The 13,697-nt window shown below is 70.8% G+C and carries 16 protein-coding genes; 6 read left to right on the plus strand and 10 right to left on the minus strand.

Features of this window, described 5'->3' with window-relative positions; all coding sequences use genetic code 11:
* Positions 1–15: 15 nt before the first annotated feature.
* Both QQA12_RS14505 and QQA12_RS14510 read right to left on the minus strand, forming a co-directional pair.
* The gene (locus QQA12_RS14505) at positions 16–2,463 is read right to left on the minus strand and encodes a DUF3772 domain-containing protein (RefSeq protein WP_226049671.1); all 2,448 of its coding nucleotides are present in this window, start codon (positions 2,461–2,463) and stop codon (positions 16–18) included.
* Between the two features lie 106 nt (positions 2,464–2,569).
* Positions 2,570–2,818 (minus strand): hypothetical protein, encoded by a 249-nt coding sequence (locus tag QQA12_RS14510; protein ID WP_056931020.1) that lies wholly within the window; start codon positions 2,816–2,818, stop codon positions 2,570–2,572.
* Positions 2,819–2,949: 131 nt separating this feature from the next.
* Between QQA12_RS14510 and QQA12_RS14515 the strand changes: the two genes are divergently transcribed.
* The 3 genes from QQA12_RS14515 (at position 2,950) to QQA12_RS14525 (ending at position 5,210) form a co-directional block, all read left to right on the plus strand.
* A complete protein-coding gene (locus QQA12_RS14515; protein WP_226049672.1) occupies positions 2,950–3,441 on the plus strand; it encodes a lipocalin family protein in 492 nt (163 codons plus the stop codon).
* Between the two features lie 24 nt (positions 3,442–3,465).
* Complete coding sequence (locus QQA12_RS14520) at positions 3,466–4,677, plus strand: FAD-dependent oxidoreductase (RefSeq protein ID WP_226049673.1); 1,212 nt, start codon at positions 3,466–3,468, stop codon at positions 4,675–4,677.
* Between the two features lie 98 nt (positions 4,678–4,775).
* Complete coding sequence (locus QQA12_RS14525; RefSeq protein WP_056931022.1) at positions 4,776–5,210, plus strand: hypothetical protein; 435 nt, start codon at positions 4,776–4,778, stop codon at positions 5,208–5,210.
* A 27-nt stretch (positions 5,211–5,237) separates the two neighbouring features.
* Here the strand turns inward: QQA12_RS14525 and QQA12_RS14530 are convergent, their stop codons facing one another.
* Positions 5,238–5,561, minus strand: coding sequence for a DUF6122 family protein (locus QQA12_RS14530; RefSeq protein ID WP_054667911.1), 324 nt, complete (start codon positions 5,559–5,561; stop codon positions 5,238–5,240).
* Positions 5,562–5,802: 241 nt separating this feature from the next.
* Between QQA12_RS14530 and QQA12_RS14535 the strand changes: the two genes are divergently transcribed.
* Positions 5,803–6,273 (plus strand): DUF1456 family protein, encoded by a 471-nt coding sequence (locus tag QQA12_RS14535; RefSeq protein ID WP_054667913.1) that lies wholly within the window; start codon positions 5,803–5,805, stop codon positions 6,271–6,273.
* Between the two features lie 88 nt (positions 6,274–6,361).
* Here the strand turns inward: QQA12_RS14535 and QQA12_RS14540 are convergent, their stop codons facing one another.
* The 3 genes from QQA12_RS14540 to QQA12_RS14550 form a co-directional block, all read right to left on the minus strand.
* The gene (locus QQA12_RS14540) at positions 6,362–6,937 is read right to left on the minus strand and encodes an Ax21 family protein (protein ID WP_182335445.1); all 576 of its coding nucleotides are present in this window, start codon (positions 6,935–6,937) and stop codon (positions 6,362–6,364) included.
* Between the two features lie 138 nt (positions 6,938–7,075).
* A complete protein-coding gene (cueR, locus tag QQA12_RS14545; protein WP_226049958.1) occupies positions 7,076–7,546 on the minus strand; it encodes a Cu(I)-responsive transcriptional regulator in 471 nt (156 codons plus the stop codon).
* Between the two features lie 40 nt (positions 7,547–7,586).
* Positions 7,587–10,061: a heavy metal translocating P-type ATPase gene (locus QQA12_RS14550; RefSeq protein WP_226049674.1), complete on the minus strand. Its 2,475-nt coding sequence runs from the start codon at positions 10,059–10,061 to the stop codon at positions 7,587–7,589.
* Between the two features lie 146 nt (positions 10,062–10,207).
* Here QQA12_RS14550 and QQA12_RS14555 point away from each other — a divergent pair, with 146 nt between their 5' ends.
* Positions 10,208–10,408 carry a heavy-metal-associated domain-containing protein gene (locus QQA12_RS14555; protein ID WP_226049675.1) on the plus strand — a complete coding sequence of 67 codons (201 nt, stop codon included), beginning with the start codon at positions 10,208–10,210 and terminating at the stop codon, positions 10,406–10,408.
* Between the two features lie 24 nt (positions 10,409–10,432).
* On the opposite strand, the gene QQA12_RS14560 is transcribed toward QQA12_RS14555, so the two are convergent.
* Positions 10,433–10,864 (minus strand): hypothetical protein, encoded by a 432-nt coding sequence (locus QQA12_RS14560; protein WP_162486466.1) that lies wholly within the window; start codon positions 10,862–10,864, stop codon positions 10,433–10,435.
* 147 nt (positions 10,865–11,011) lie between these two features.
* Here QQA12_RS14560 and QQA12_RS14565 point away from each other — a divergent pair, with 147 nt between their 5' ends.
* Positions 11,012–11,401, plus strand: a complete 390-nt coding sequence (locus QQA12_RS14565) for a DUF6165 family protein (protein ID WP_226049959.1) — start codon at positions 11,012–11,014, stop codon at positions 11,399–11,401.
* Between the two features lie 76 nt (positions 11,402–11,477).
* Here the strand turns inward: QQA12_RS14565 and QQA12_RS14570 are convergent, their stop codons facing one another.
* From QQA12_RS14570 to bioA, 3 genes are all read right to left on the minus strand, one after another.
* A complete protein-coding gene (locus QQA12_RS14570; protein ID WP_256363880.1) occupies positions 11,478–11,606 on the minus strand; it encodes a hypothetical protein in 129 nt (42 codons plus the stop codon).
* A gap of 123 nt (positions 11,607–11,729) precedes the next feature.
* On the minus strand, positions 11,730–12,380 hold the full coding sequence (gene bioD / locus QQA12_RS14575) for a dethiobiotin synthase (protein WP_056931028.1): 651 nt from the start codon (positions 12,378–12,380) through the stop codon (positions 11,730–11,732).
* A complete protein-coding gene (gene bioA, locus QQA12_RS14580; RefSeq protein WP_226049676.1) occupies positions 12,377–13,669 on the minus strand; it encodes an adenosylmethionine--8-amino-7-oxononanoate transaminase in 1,293 nt (430 codons plus the stop codon). Before bioA ends, bioD begins: the two co-directional genes overlap by 4 nt.
* Positions 13,670–13,697: the final 28 nt, after the last annotated feature.

Genomic DNA, 13,697 nt, shown 5'->3' on the forward strand with positions numbered 1-13,697 from the left:
GGGGCCGGCCGCGGTTTACTGCACGGGGTCGTCGGCCTGCGGATCGGCGTGCAGGACACGTACGTCGGTCGGGGTCACCAGCGCGATGCCCTGCTCGGCGGTGGCCTGCAGCAATGCGAACAGCAGGTCCGAGCGCACGCCATACACCGCACGCGGACTGGACACGTAGGCAAAGCAGTTCAGCGCCACCAGGCCGCCACTGATCGAATCGATGAACACCGACGGCGCCGGCTCGTCCAGCACCTTCTCGTGGCCCGCGAACAGCTCGAGCAGCAACTGCCGCACGCGTCCCACGTCGGCGCCCAGCGGCACCGAGAACTGGATCTGCACGCGGCCCAGCGCGTTGGCCATCGTCATGTTGCGGATGGTCTTGGTGATCAGCTCGGAGTTGGGCACGATCAGGGTGGACTTGTCGCCCACCTGGATCTCGGTCGAACGCACCGAGATGCGGCGGATGTCGCCCTCCTGGTCGCCGATCTTCACCCAGTCGCCGATCTTCACCGGGCGCTCGGCGAGCAGGATCAGCCCGGAAACGAAGTTCTGGGTGATCGCCTGCAGGCCGAAGCCGATGCCCACCGACAGCGCGCTGGCCAGCAGCGCCAGCTTCTCGAACCCGATGCCCAGCGTGGCCAGCGACCACAGCACCGCCAGCGCGATGCCCAGGTAACGGGCGACGGTGCTGATCGAATTGCGCGCGCCGCTGTCCAGGCCGGTCCGCGGCAGCCAGGTGTCCACCAGCCACTGCTGCAGCACCTTCATCAGGCCCAGGCCGAGCAGCAGCACCAGCAGCGCCCACAGCAGCGCCGACGGGCGCAGCGTCTGCCCGCCGATCGTCAGCCCGGTGTTCAACGTGTCCGCCCAGGCCGACAGGGCCGCGGTATTGCCGAACCACACCACCACCGCGGCGATGCCCAGCAACACCACGCCGATCCGCAGCACCGCCGACAGCAGCACGCCGGCCTGTTCCATGCGTGCCGGCGACACGCCGGTGGACAGCCGCAGGGTACGGCCGAAAGCGCTGTCCGGCGCGAACAGCCACAGCGACAGGTCGTCGGCGAAGCGGGTCAGCAGCGCCACCGCCATCACCACCACGGTGACCCACACCATCTGCTGGGCGAGGAACATCGCGAAGTTGAGATAGCCCAGCAGCGTGGCCACCAGCGCCGACAGCACGGTCAGGTGCCCGCCCAGCCGCGCCAGCACCAGCCAGCCGCTGCGTGTGGCGCGTGGCGGCCTGCCATCGGCGGCGGCGCCCGCCTCCTGCTCGGCCTGCGCGGCCGCGGCGGCACGGCGCCGGTGCAGCCGCGCCAGCGTCACCAGTGCCGCCATGATCAACGCCACGTAGCTCAACGCGACCAGGCCATCGAGCGTGACCGTGCTCACCGTGGAGGTGCGCGCCGAGCGGTTGATCTCGCGCAGCAGCGCGGACAGCCAGGTCAGTCCGGCCGCGCCCCAGGCGAACCGGCGCAGGTGCAGTGCGGCGACGTCGTCGATGCCCAGCAGCCGCCATGACGGCCGGTGCGGCACCAGCAGGCTGGCCGCCAGCGCGGCGTAGAAGGCGGCCACGAAGCTGGCCAGGACGAAGATGTCGGCCACCGATTCCAGCCGCGGTGGAATCGCCGAGATGCCGCGCAGGCTGGCGACCACGACCATCGCCGCGAAGCCCGGCAACAGGGTGCCGACCAGCAGCAGCCACACCGCCAGCCCGGAGCGCCGCAGGCGCCCGTCCGGGGCCCGCTCGGAGGCAGCGTAGCGGCGGCCCAGGCGGCGCAGCCACAAGCGCAGCGGGAACACCATCAGCAATGCCAGTCCCGCGCCCACCAGCGGCGCGGTCCAGCCGTGCGCCGCCACCGCCGCCTTCAGGCCGCCGGCGGCCTGCCGGTAAAGCCCCTGCAGCCGCGCCAGGTCGTCGGGCAGGCTGGCGGCGAACTGCCGCCACAGCGCCGGCGACAGCGGCGAGCCGACCTTGCGCCCGAGCTGCTCGCCGAACTGCTGGGCGCGCGTCTTCTCGATCGAATCGCTCAGCTGCCGCGCATCCTCGGCCAGCAGCTTGCCGCGCTTGATATCCGCATCGAGCTGGCTGCGCTGCTGGTCCAGCGCGCCGCGCTGGCGGCTGATGCTGCGTTCCTCGGTGGCGCCGTCGTCCAGCGGCCCGAGCTGGGCGATGCGGGCGTCGATCTGTTCCAGCTGCGGCGCCAGCGCAGCCACCGCCGCATCGGCATCGCGCCTGGCCTGCAGCGCCTGCTCGGACAGCGTCCGCAGCGTTTCCGGCGCGTCGGCGTCGTCGAGCGAGCGGCGTACCGCCTGCAGCGCGCGCTCGGCCTGGATGATGCGGGCCTGCGGCGATGGTGCCCCGGTGGTGGTATCGACCGCCGCGGCCACCCCGGCCGATACCCCGCTGCCGACCAGCAGGAACACCAGCAACAACGCGCGCGGCAACGAAAAACGGTAGCGGAAGGACAAGGCGGTGGACCGGCAGGCATGCGCGGACCACCGCGCGTGTGCGGACTATAAGACAGCCCGCGTCCACGCTCCGCCAACGGCGCGCCGGCCCGCGCCAGGGCGGCCCTCAGTACTTCAGGCCAAGCTCGGCGACGTGCGGGCGATGCGCCGCGTACAGGTCCTGGAATTCCTCTTCGGTGAACTCATCGGGGGCATACACCGCCACCGGGTCCCACTGCCGGTCGGTCGCCAGCGGCTGCCGCGGCCCGGCGCGCAGCGAGTAGCTCGCGCCCTCGTACTCGACCAGGTCCGGCACCTGCTCCCAGCTTTCGCGCGCGTAGCGCTCCGGGTCCTTGAGAAGGATCACCGCGTACATGGGCCTCTCCCGTTTTCGGAACGGCAAGCCTAGCGCAAGCGCGCGGCCGGGGGTGCGCCACCGGCGGCGCCCACGCCGCATTCACCGGCGCTGTCCTATAGCTGCATCGCCCTTCCCGACCAGGAGCCGTCATGGACCAGCCGCCACTGCCCACCGTTCCCGCTCTCGACCTGCCGCGCTATCTCGGCACCTGGTACGAGATCGACCGCCTGCCGATGCGCCACGAGCCGGAGGACGCCACCGACGTCAGCGCGCACTACACGCTCGACGAGGACGGCAGCATCCGCGTGCGCAACCGCTGCCTGCGCGATGGCGAGCTGGTGGAGGCGATCGGCCAGGCCAAGCCGATCGATGCCTCCAACAGCCGCCTGGAGGTGAGCTTCCTGCCTGAAGGGCTGCGCTGGATTCCCTTCACCAGGGGCGACTACTGGGTGATCCTGGTCGATGGCGGCTACACCGCGGCGCTGGTCGGCAGCCCCGATCGCAAGTACCTGTGGCTGCTGTCGCGCGAGCCGCGGATGGACGAGATCACCCGCCAGCACTACATCGCCTACGCGCGCCAGCAGGGCTTCGACGTGGACCGCATGATCCACACGCCGCATACCGGACACCCCACTGCCTGACCGGCACCGCGGCGGAACCGGCACATGGACCTGAAGAGCGGCTATCCCTTCTGGGCGATCAGGAACGGCCTGATGCACGCCTACCCGCCGCTGGCGCAGGCGTTGCGCTGCGACGTGCTGGTAGTCGGCGGCGGCATCACTGGCGCACTGATCGCCGACGAACTGGCGCGGCACGGGCACGACGTGGCGGTAGTCGAGCAGCGCGACATCGGCTGGGGCTCCAGTGCCGCCAGCACCGCGCTGCTGCAGTACGAGATCGACACCCACATGGTCGACCTGGCCACGCGCTACGGCGAGCACGCCGCGGTACTGGCCTATCGCGCCTGCGCCGACGCCATCGGCCAGCTGCAGGCCCTTTCCGCGGAACTGCGCGGCGTCGATTTCCGCCGCGGCGACAGCCTCTACTACGCCAGCCGCCACCGCCACCGCGGCGCCCTGCGCGCCGAGTACGAACTGCGCAGGAAGCACGGCTTCGGCGTGCACTGGCTCGAACCGGGCGAGATCGGCGATGGCTACGGGTTCCAGGCGCCGGCGGCGATCCTGAGCGACCTGGCCGCCAGCGTCGACCCGTACCGCATGGCGCACCGGCTGCTGGCACGACTGCAGCGGCGCGGCGCGCAGGTGTTCGACCGCACCACCATCACCCGCCTGCAGCCGACGTCGCGGGGCGTGGTGGCGACCACCGCCGACGGCATGCAGGTGCGCTGCGGCCATGTGGTGCTGGCTGCCGGCTACGCCAATGCGCACTGGCTCGACCAGCGCGTGGCGCGCAACCGCAGCAGCTATGCGTTCGTCACCGACCCGCTGCCGGCCACGATGCTCGGCCCACTGCGCCGGACCATGCTGTGGGAGTCGGCGCGGCCGTACCTGTACCTGCGCAGCACCGCCGACCTGCGGCTGCTGGTCGGCGGCGAGGACGATGCCATCGACATACCGGCGCGCCGCGACGCGCGCGTCGAGCGCAAGGCGCGCCGGCTCGCGGCCAAGGTGCAGCGGCTGTTCCCGCAGCTGCCCGTGACTCCTGCCTTCGCCTGGGCCGGGACCTTCGCCGAAACCCGGGACGGCCTGCCGTTCTTCGGCGCGCACCCGCAGTGGGGCCCCCGCGTGCTGTTCGCCATGGCCTATGGCGGCAATGGCATCACCTATTCGATGATCGGCGCCGGCCTGCTGCGCGCGGCCATCGAGCGGCGCCGGCACCGGCTGGCCACGTTGTTCGGATTCACCCGCCCGGGGTGAACCGCCGCCGCCATGACAGCCCCGGTTCACCGCCGCCACGGTAGCGTCGGCGTGTCCCACCTGCCACGATGACGGCCCCAGCCAGGAGCGCCAGCACGATGAACCGGTTCCTCATGATCCTTGCCTGCCTGCTGGCATCGCCCCTGGCCGCGGCGCAGACCGCGGGCACCACGCCGGGTTCGCTGGACCTGAGCGTGCCGCAGGCGCCGCTGCGCTACCTCAACGACCCGTCCTACCAGGCCGACGCCCCGGGAACCTATTACGGCGACCACAGCGGCCCACTGCCGCGCCGGGATGCGGGCACGGCGACCGTCACCGACGACAAGCTGCAGGTGCACGGCACGCTCAGCACCGGCATCGGCTATTCCAAGGCGTTCGGCAACAGCCACTGGAGCGCGGCCGACATCAACCTCGGCAAGAACTACACGACCGACGAGGGCAAGACCCGCCGGGTGGACGTGAACATCCACGTCAGCCAGGGCAAGGGCGTGGGTCCGTTCGGCTACGGCCCGGGCCCCTGGTACGGCTGGTAAGCCCGGACCGGACCGGCCCCGGCGGCATCAACCGCCGCAGCGCATCCAGACGCAGTCGATGGCGTCCAGCGCCAGGTGCAGCAGCAGGCCGATGCCGAACAGCCGCGTGCGGCGCGGCAGCAGCAATCCCGCGTAGACGGCGGCCGCCGGGGCGGTATGCAGCGGATGGAAGCCGATGCTGCAGCGGTCCGGCGCGTAGATCGGATCGGCCAGCAGGTGGTCCAGGTCGATCACCCAGCCCAGCAACAGCAGCAACCAGGCGCGGCCGAACCGGGGCCGCCAGAACATCCACGCCAGCAGGGCAGGCACCGCCGCGTGCAGGCACAGGTGCAGGATCGCGCGCAGCCCCATGCGCTCAGGCGCCCGCCGGCCAGGCCCGGTCGACGCCGGCACCACACGCCCTGCCCGCGCACGGCGTATGGCTGGGGGTAGCCAGCGGCAGCGGGGCGGCGGCGGAAGGAGCGGCGGAAGCGGGAACAGGCATGACGGTGCGGCCAGGGGAATCGCCCCCCAGTGTACCGGCCGCCGCTGGCGCCAGCGTTACACTGTGCACCCTGCCGGGCAGTCGCGCCACGGCTGTTCCGGAGTGGTGATGATCAACAACGACGTACTGCGCAGCATCCGCTACATGCTCGACCTGGGCGACAAGCACGTGGTGGACCTGATCCACCTGGCCGACCCGGCGTTCGACGTGGACCCGGCGCAGGTGCACGATTTCCTGCGCCGCGACGACGAGCCGCTGTTCGAGGCCTGCCCGGATGCGGCGCTGTCGCGTTTCCTCGACGGGCTGATCTACCACTTCCGCGGCCGCGACGACTCGCAGCCGCAGCGTGCGCCGGAAGCGCGCATCACCAACAACCTGGTGCTGAAGAAGCTGCGCGTCGCCTTCCAGCTCAAGGACGTGGACATGCACGAGATCTTCGCCGCGGCCGGCTTTCCGCTGTCCAAGCCGGAACTGTCGGCGCTGTTCCGGCAGCCGGACCACAAGAACTACCGCGCCTGTGGCGACCAGTTGCTGCGCAATTTCCTCAAGGGCCTGACCGCACGCGTGCGCGCGGCCTGAAACCGCGGCACGCCCGTGCGCAGCGCGGGCACACGGCACAAAGCCCGGCAATGCCGGGCTTTGTGCTGTTCCGCGTCTGCCAGGTGGGTTACCAGCTGAAACGCGGGCCGACCGACCACTCCTTGTCGCCGTGGCGGTCCATCTTCAGGTCGCCGTTGATGCCCCAGTTGCGGTTCAACTTCACCTGGCCACCGAGGCGACCATAGAAGGCACCGTCCGGGTTGACGCCATGGGTGCGGGTGTAGTCCTGGTAGCCGGCGAAGGCATACACCTCGACGTGCTCGCCGAACGCGTTGCGCAGGCCCACTTCGGCGTTGTAACCGTCCAGGTCCAGGCGGCTGTGGTGCGGATCGAACTTCTGGTAGGCCACGCGTGCGACCAGGTCGGTGCCCGGCGCGATGGCGCGGTTGTAGCCGGCGCCGATGCGCCACTGGTCGAACCTGGCGTTGCTGTGGTCGATTTCCTGCTGGGTGAAATCGCCGAACACGTGGAAATTCGGATGGAAGGCCCAGGAGCCCTTCAGCGCCCAGCCGTCGGCATCGGGACCGGAGATGTCGGTCTTGACGTAGTCGCCTTCGACATAGTTGTAGGAAAGGGTGTCGGCAGCGGAAGCGGCGAACGGGAGGGCGGCCGCCAGGGCCAGGGCAATCAGGGACGTCTTCATGGGGGGGTACACCTTCAGGAATTACTGTCTGGTGGCGCGGCGGCACGTTCTGCCACCTGCGTCCGGATGTAATTTTTCCGTTATCCAGCTCAACGATCGCTGAAGTCGCCGTCCCGCCAATCCGGCGTTTTTTGGCCTTTATTGAGGCGTTTTCTGGCACGCGCGCAACGCGCCGCGCCTTGCCGGCGGGGCGTCCGTCCGCGGCGCGGGGTGCAAGGGCGCGCCGGTGGCGATATCGCTCAGGATCGGGCAGTCCGGGCGCTCGTCGCCGGCGCAGCAGTCGGCCAGGGTGCGGACGGTGGCGACCATCTCCTGCAGTTCGGCGATGCGCTGCTGCAGCACTTCCACGTGCTCCAGCGCCAGGCGCTTGACGTCGGCGCTGTGGCGCGAACGATCACGCCACAACTCCAGCAGTTCGCCGATGCGCTCCACGCTGAAGCCCATGTCGCGCGAGCGCTTGATAAAGCCCAGCGTGTGGATGTCGCGGGGACCATAGACGCGGTAGCCCGAGCCGGTGCGCGCCACCGGTCCGATCAGCCCGCTGTCCTCGTAGTAGCGGATCATCTTGGCCGAGATGCCGGTGGCCTTCGCCGCCTGGCCGATGTTCATGGCGCCATCCATCGTCGTCTCCGGTTGCGCGCGGGCGGGATCAGGGCGCGAAGCGCCGCAGCCGCAGCGCGTTGCCCAGTACGAACACCGAGGACAGCGCCATCGCGCCGGCGGCGAACACCGGCGACAGCAGCACGCCCCACAGCGGATACAGTACGCCGGCCGCCACCGGGATCAACGCGGTGTTGTAGGCGAATGCCCAGAACAGGTTCTGGCCGATGTTGCGCATCGCCGCCTGGCTCAGCGCGATGGCGTTGGGCACGCCCTGCAGGCTGCCGGACATCAGCACCACGTCGGCCGCTTCGATCGCCACGTCGGTGCCGGTGCCGATGGCCATGCCGACATCGGCCGCGGCCAGCGCCGGGGCGTCGTTGATGCCGTCGCCGACGTAGGCCAGGCGGCCATGCGCGGCCTTCAGCCGGTTCACCGCCTCGACCTTGCCCTCGGGCAGCACTTCGGCCACCACCTCATCGATGCCCAGCTGGCGTGCGATGGCCTCGGCGGTACGGCGGTTGTCGCCGGTGATCATCGCCACCTTCAGCCCCAGCGCGTGCAGGTGGGCGATGGCCGCGGCGGTGTCGGCCTTGATCGGATCGGAAACGGCGATGATCGCCGCCAGGGTGCCGTCGATGGCGGCGTACAACGGGGTCTTGCCCTCGCCGCCCAGCCGTGCGGCGACATCGGCGAACGCCGTCACCTCCAGCCCGAGCGCGCGCATGAAGCGGTCCGCGCCCACGTCCACCCGTACCCCGTCCACCTGTGCGCGCACGCCGTGGCCGGTGACCGATTCGAACGCCTGCACCGGCGGCAGCAGCAGGCCCTCCCCGTGCGCGGCGGCGACGATCGCGCGGGCGATCGGGTGCTCGGAGCGGTCCTCCACCGCCGCCACCCGCGCCAGCACCTGCGCGCGGGTAAATCCGGCGGCAACGTGCAGGTCGGTCAGCAGCGGCCGGCCCTCGGTCAGGGTGCCGGTCTTGTCCACCGCCACCACCCGCGCCTCCTTCAACAACTGCAGCGCCTGGCCCTTGCGGAACAGCACGCCCAGCTCGGCGCCACGGCCGGTAGCGACCATGATCGAGGTCGGCGTGGCCAGGCCCATCGCGCACGGGCAGGCGATGATCAGCACCGCCACCGCATTGACCAGGGCGAAGGTCAGCGCCGGCGACGGGCCAAACGCCCACCACGCGGCGAAGGTCAGCAACGCCAGTGCCATCACCACCGGCACGAACCACAGGGTGATGCGGTCCACCCGCGCCTGGATCGGCAACTTGGCGCCCTGCGCCTGCTCCACCAGGCGGATGATCTGCGCCAGCACGGTGGCGCCGCCGACGGCGGTGGCGCGCACGCCGAGCGCGCCGGTCTGGTTGACGGTGCCGCCGACCACGCGGGCGCCGGGGGCCTTGGCCACCGGCACCGGCTCGCCGGTGATCATCGATTCGTCCACGTAGCTGTTGCCGTCGACCACCTCGCCATCGACGGCGATGCGCTCGCCGGGGCGCACGTCGACCACCTCGCCGGCCATCACCTGCGCCAGCGGCACGTCCACCGCCCCGCCCTCGCGGCGCACGCGCGCGGTGCGGGGCTGCAGCTTGAGCAGGCGCCGGATCGCCTCGGAAGTGCGCCCCTTGGCCCGCGCCTCGAGCATGCGCCCGAGCAGGATCAGGGTGACGATCACCGCCGCCGCCTCGTAGTACACGTTGACCGTACCGGCCGGCAGCAGCCGCGGCAGGAAGGTCGCCACCAGCGAGAAGCCATAGGCGGCCAGCGTGCCGACCGCGACCAGCGAATTCATGTCCGGCGCGGCGCGCAGCAGCGCGGGAATGCCGGCCAGGTAGAAGCGGCGGCCCGGGATCGCCAGCACCAGGGTGGTCAGCGCGAACTGCAGCAGCCAGCTGTTGCGCGTGCCCAGCGTGGCGGCAATGGCGTGGTGGAAGGCCGGCACCAGGTGCGCGCCCATCTCCAGCACGAATACCGGCAGGGTCAACGCCGCGGCCAGCAGCAGGTCGCGCCTGAGCACGCGCAGCTCCTCGTCGCGGCGCTGCGCCTGGCGTTCCTCGTCCAGCGCCGAGGCCAGGACCCGCGCCTGGTAGCCGGCCCTGGCGACGGCGGCGGTCAGCGCGGCCGGATCCAGCCCGGCCTCGCCCTGCACCTGCGCGCGGCCGGTGGCCAGGTTGACGCTGGCCGAGCGCACCCCGGGCACCTTGGCCAGCACCCGCTCGACCCGGCCCACGCACGAGGCGCAGGTCATGCCCTCGATGTCCAGCTCCAGCGGCGCGGGCGCGGGCACCTCGTAGCCGGCCTTGTGCACCGCCCGCACCAGCGCCTGCCGGTCCACGCCGGTGCCGCGCACGGTGGCGCGGCCGGTGGCCAGGTTGACCGCGGCGCTGGCCACCCCGGGCACGGCGGCCAGCGCGCGCTCCACCCGGCCCACGCACGAAGCGCAGGTCATGCCCTCGACGGCAAGCTCGTGCACCTGCGCGCCCGCAGCGACGGGGTTCTGGCTGTTCGGGGTCATCACCGGCTCACCTGGGGTTGTCCATGATGGCGGCACCTTAAAGCTTCCCATCATGGGAAGGTCAACACCCCGGGCTGCCGTGCCGCGGCGCTTGACCTTGCCACCATGGCAAGCTCCAGACTGCCCTCCCTCCAAGGAGAACCGCCATGAAGCTGCATATCGAGAACATGACCTGCGGCGGCTGCGCGCGCAGCGTCACCGCCGCCATCAAGGACGTGGACCCGGCCGCCACGGTCGCGATCGACCTGGCCGGCAAACGCGTGCACATCGAATCGGCACAGCCGGCCGAACGCTTCACCGCGGCGCTGGACGAGGCCGGCTTTCCGCCGCAGGTGGAGCCCGCCTGAGGTTCCAGGACGCGCGTGGCCGCGCTATCGGCCCACGCGCGTCCACACCTCGCGCTCGACGCGGCGCCCGCCGTCCCAGCGCTCCAGGGTCCAGGTGTCACCCTCCAGCGTGTAGCGGAATTCGTAGCTGCCGCCGTTCTCCAGCGGATAGGACGCCATCAGCGGCCGCTCCAGGTAACGCGTGGCGTCGCCCTCGTAGGTGCCCGAGCCCGCGGCCCAGAACGCGCCGTTGCGGGTGCTGGTGAAGGCGAAGCGGCCGTCGGCCAGCACCTTGGTACCGGCCAGGCCTTGCCGGGCATAGTCCATGCGCACGCCGTCGCCGTCGACGGACTCGCCCGACTGCAGCTGCCAGGCACCCTGCAGCCGCGCCAGGCCGGTGGCGGCGCTGGCAGTGGCGGTGGCCGCCGCACACAGCAGCGTAATGGTCATCAGGCGCAGGATCGGGGGCATCGGCATCGCGCTCTCGGCACAGGGCAAAGCGGCATTGTGCACGGCACCGGCGTTGCCCGCCGGCATCGGTTCACCGGCAACTTCCGCGCTCGGCCATCGGCACTGGCGGGGGGGCGGTATCATGGCGCCCGAATCTTCCTCGGCGGCATGCACGTGCAGACCATCCTCACCCCGGTATCGATCGGCGAACTGATCGACAAGATCACCATCCTCGAAATCAAGGCCGAGCGCATTGCCGACGCGGGCAAGCTGGGCAACGTGCGTACCGAGCTGGACGGGCTGTGGCCGCTGTGGCTGCAGCAGCAGTCCGCGCGCCCGGAACTGGCCGCGCTCAAGCAGCAGCTCAAGGCGATCAACGAGCGCATGTGGGACATCCAGGACCAGCTGCGCGCCAGGGAAACCGCGCAGGACTTCGGCGAGGCCTTCATCGCCCTGGCGCGTGGCGTCTACCGCACCAATGGCGAGCGCGTGGCGGTCAAGAACGAGATCAACCGCATCGCCGGCTCGGCGCTGGTCGAGGAAAAGCAGTACCAGGGCGAATAAGCCGCCCGGCCCGGCGCGATGGAAATGAAAAGGCCAGGTCGATGACCTGGCCCGCGGGATACAGCGCAGATGCGGTTCAGTGCAGGGCGGCCGGGGTGCCGCGCGCCTGTTCGGCCGGTACCGGTGCGGTCTTGATCGACAGGCACATGGGGCACACGCTTTCCAGCACCTTGATCGCCGGTTGATACACCGTATTGCACTTCATGCACTGGACCATTCCAGTCGTGATGGCTTCCATAAGCCCTCTCTTTGTCGTTGCTCGATCCGGCAATATCGGGGTGGCAGGCGGCCTTTTCAAGGGGGTGGGCATCGCCTGCCCGCTGCCGGCTCACTCCAGGGCCAGTACCGGCACGTCGTACCAGCGCGCCTGCGGGAAGCGCGCCTGCATCCAGCCACGCAGGTAGCGGCGGCTTTCGGCGGCGATGACCTCGTCGCTGCCATCGTCGCGGCTGTTCCAGGCGATGCCGTGCAGGGCGACGCCGCGCGCGGCGATGGCTTCCAGCGACAACAGGGTGTGGTTGATGCTGCCCAGGCGCCCCGACGTGACCAGGATCACCGGCCAGCCCTGCCGCGCCACGTAATCGAGGGTCAGCAGTTCCGGGGTCAGCGGCACCAGCAGCCCGCCGGCGCCTTCCACCAGCACCGTGGCGTAGCGGGCGCGCAGGCGCGCGGTGGCGGCGCCGATGGCATCCAGGTCCAGCGCGCGCCCCTCCAGCCGCGCCGCCAGGTGCGGCGAGGCCGGGTAGGCGTACAGCGCCGGCATGGTGGTGCCGTCGCGATCCTCCTCGAACAGGCCGCAGCCCATCAGCCGGCGGTGCAGCAGGATGTCGTCCGACGCGCCGGCGCAGCCGGTCTGCACCAGTTTCTGGGTGATCACCTCGCCGCCCTGTTCGAGCCACTGCCGCGCCAGCCAGCCGGTCACCACGGTCTTGCCGATCTCGGTGTCGATGCCACCGACGAAGATCACCTCGCCGTTCATGCCCGCATGTCCTCGTCCTGCAGTCCTTCCACCAGCGCGAGCATGCCATCGCACAGCTGCCGCAACTGCGCGTCGTCGATCACGTAGGGCGGCATCGCGTACACCAGCCGCCCGAACGGGCGGATCCAGATGCCCTGCTCGAGCATGCGCTGCTGGATGCGTTCGAGCCGCAGCGGCGCGGTCAGCTCGATCACGCCGATGGCGCCGAGCACACGCACGTCGGCCACCCGCGGCAGTACGCGCGCCGGCGACAGCCATTCGCGCAGGGCCTGTTCGATGCGCTGCACGTTGCCCTGCCAGTCCTGCGCCAGCAGCAGCCGGGTCGAGGCCAGCGCCACCGCGCAGGCCAGCGGATTGGCCATGAACGTCGGCCCGTGCATGAACACGCCGGCCTCGCCGGAGGCGATCGTGTCGGCGATGTCGCGGCGGGTGATGGTCGCGGCCAGCGTCATGTAGCCGCCGGTCAGCGCCTTGCCGATGCACAGGATGTCCGGTGCGATGCCGGCGTGCTCGCAGGCGAACAGGCGGCCGCTGCGGCCGAAGCCGGTGGCGATCTCGTCGCAGATCAGCAGCACGTCGTGCGCGCGGCACAGCCGTGCCAGCTCGCGCAGGTACTGCGGGTGGTAGAAGCGCATGCCGCCGGCACCCTGCACGACCGGCTCGATGATGAAGGCGGCCAGTTCGTCGCCGTGGTCGGCGAACAGGCGTTCGAGCGGCGCGATCTCGGCCGGGTCCCATGCCCCGTCGAACGGCGTGGCCGGCGCCGGCACGAAGCGACGCGACGGCAGCGCCGCGCCGAACAGCCCGTGCATGCCGGTGACCGGGTCGCACACCGACATCGCGTTCCAGGTATCGCCGTGGTAGCCCGAGCGCGTGGTGGCGATGTCGTGGCGGCGCGGACGACCGCGCGCGGCCTGGTACTGGATCGCCATCTTCAGCGCCACTTCCACCGACACCGAGCCGGAGTCGGCGTAGAACACCGCATCCAGCGGCTGCGGCACCATCGCCAGCAGCTGCTTGCCCAGGGCGATGGCCGGTTCGTGGGTGAGCCCGCCGAACATCACGTGCGCCATGCGCCCGAGCTGCTCGATCGCCGCCTGGTTCAGCTGCGGATGGTTGTAGCCGTGGATCGCGCACCACCACGAGGCCATGCCGTCGATCAGGCGGGTGCCGTCGGCCAGCTCCAGCAGCACGCCATCGGCGCGCGCCACTTTCAGCGCCGGCGGCGCGTGGCCGAGTGCGCTGTAGGGATGCCACAGGTGCTCCCTGTCGAATGGATCGGTCAGCATGTACGTATGGACTGCCACCGGCGCGGCG

It is taken from the genome of Stenotrophomonas sp. 17(2023) (assembly GCF_030345315.1).
GTDB classification, from domain to species: Bacteria; Pseudomonadota; Gammaproteobacteria; order Xanthomonadales; family Xanthomonadaceae; genus Stenotrophomonas; species Stenotrophomonas acidaminiphila.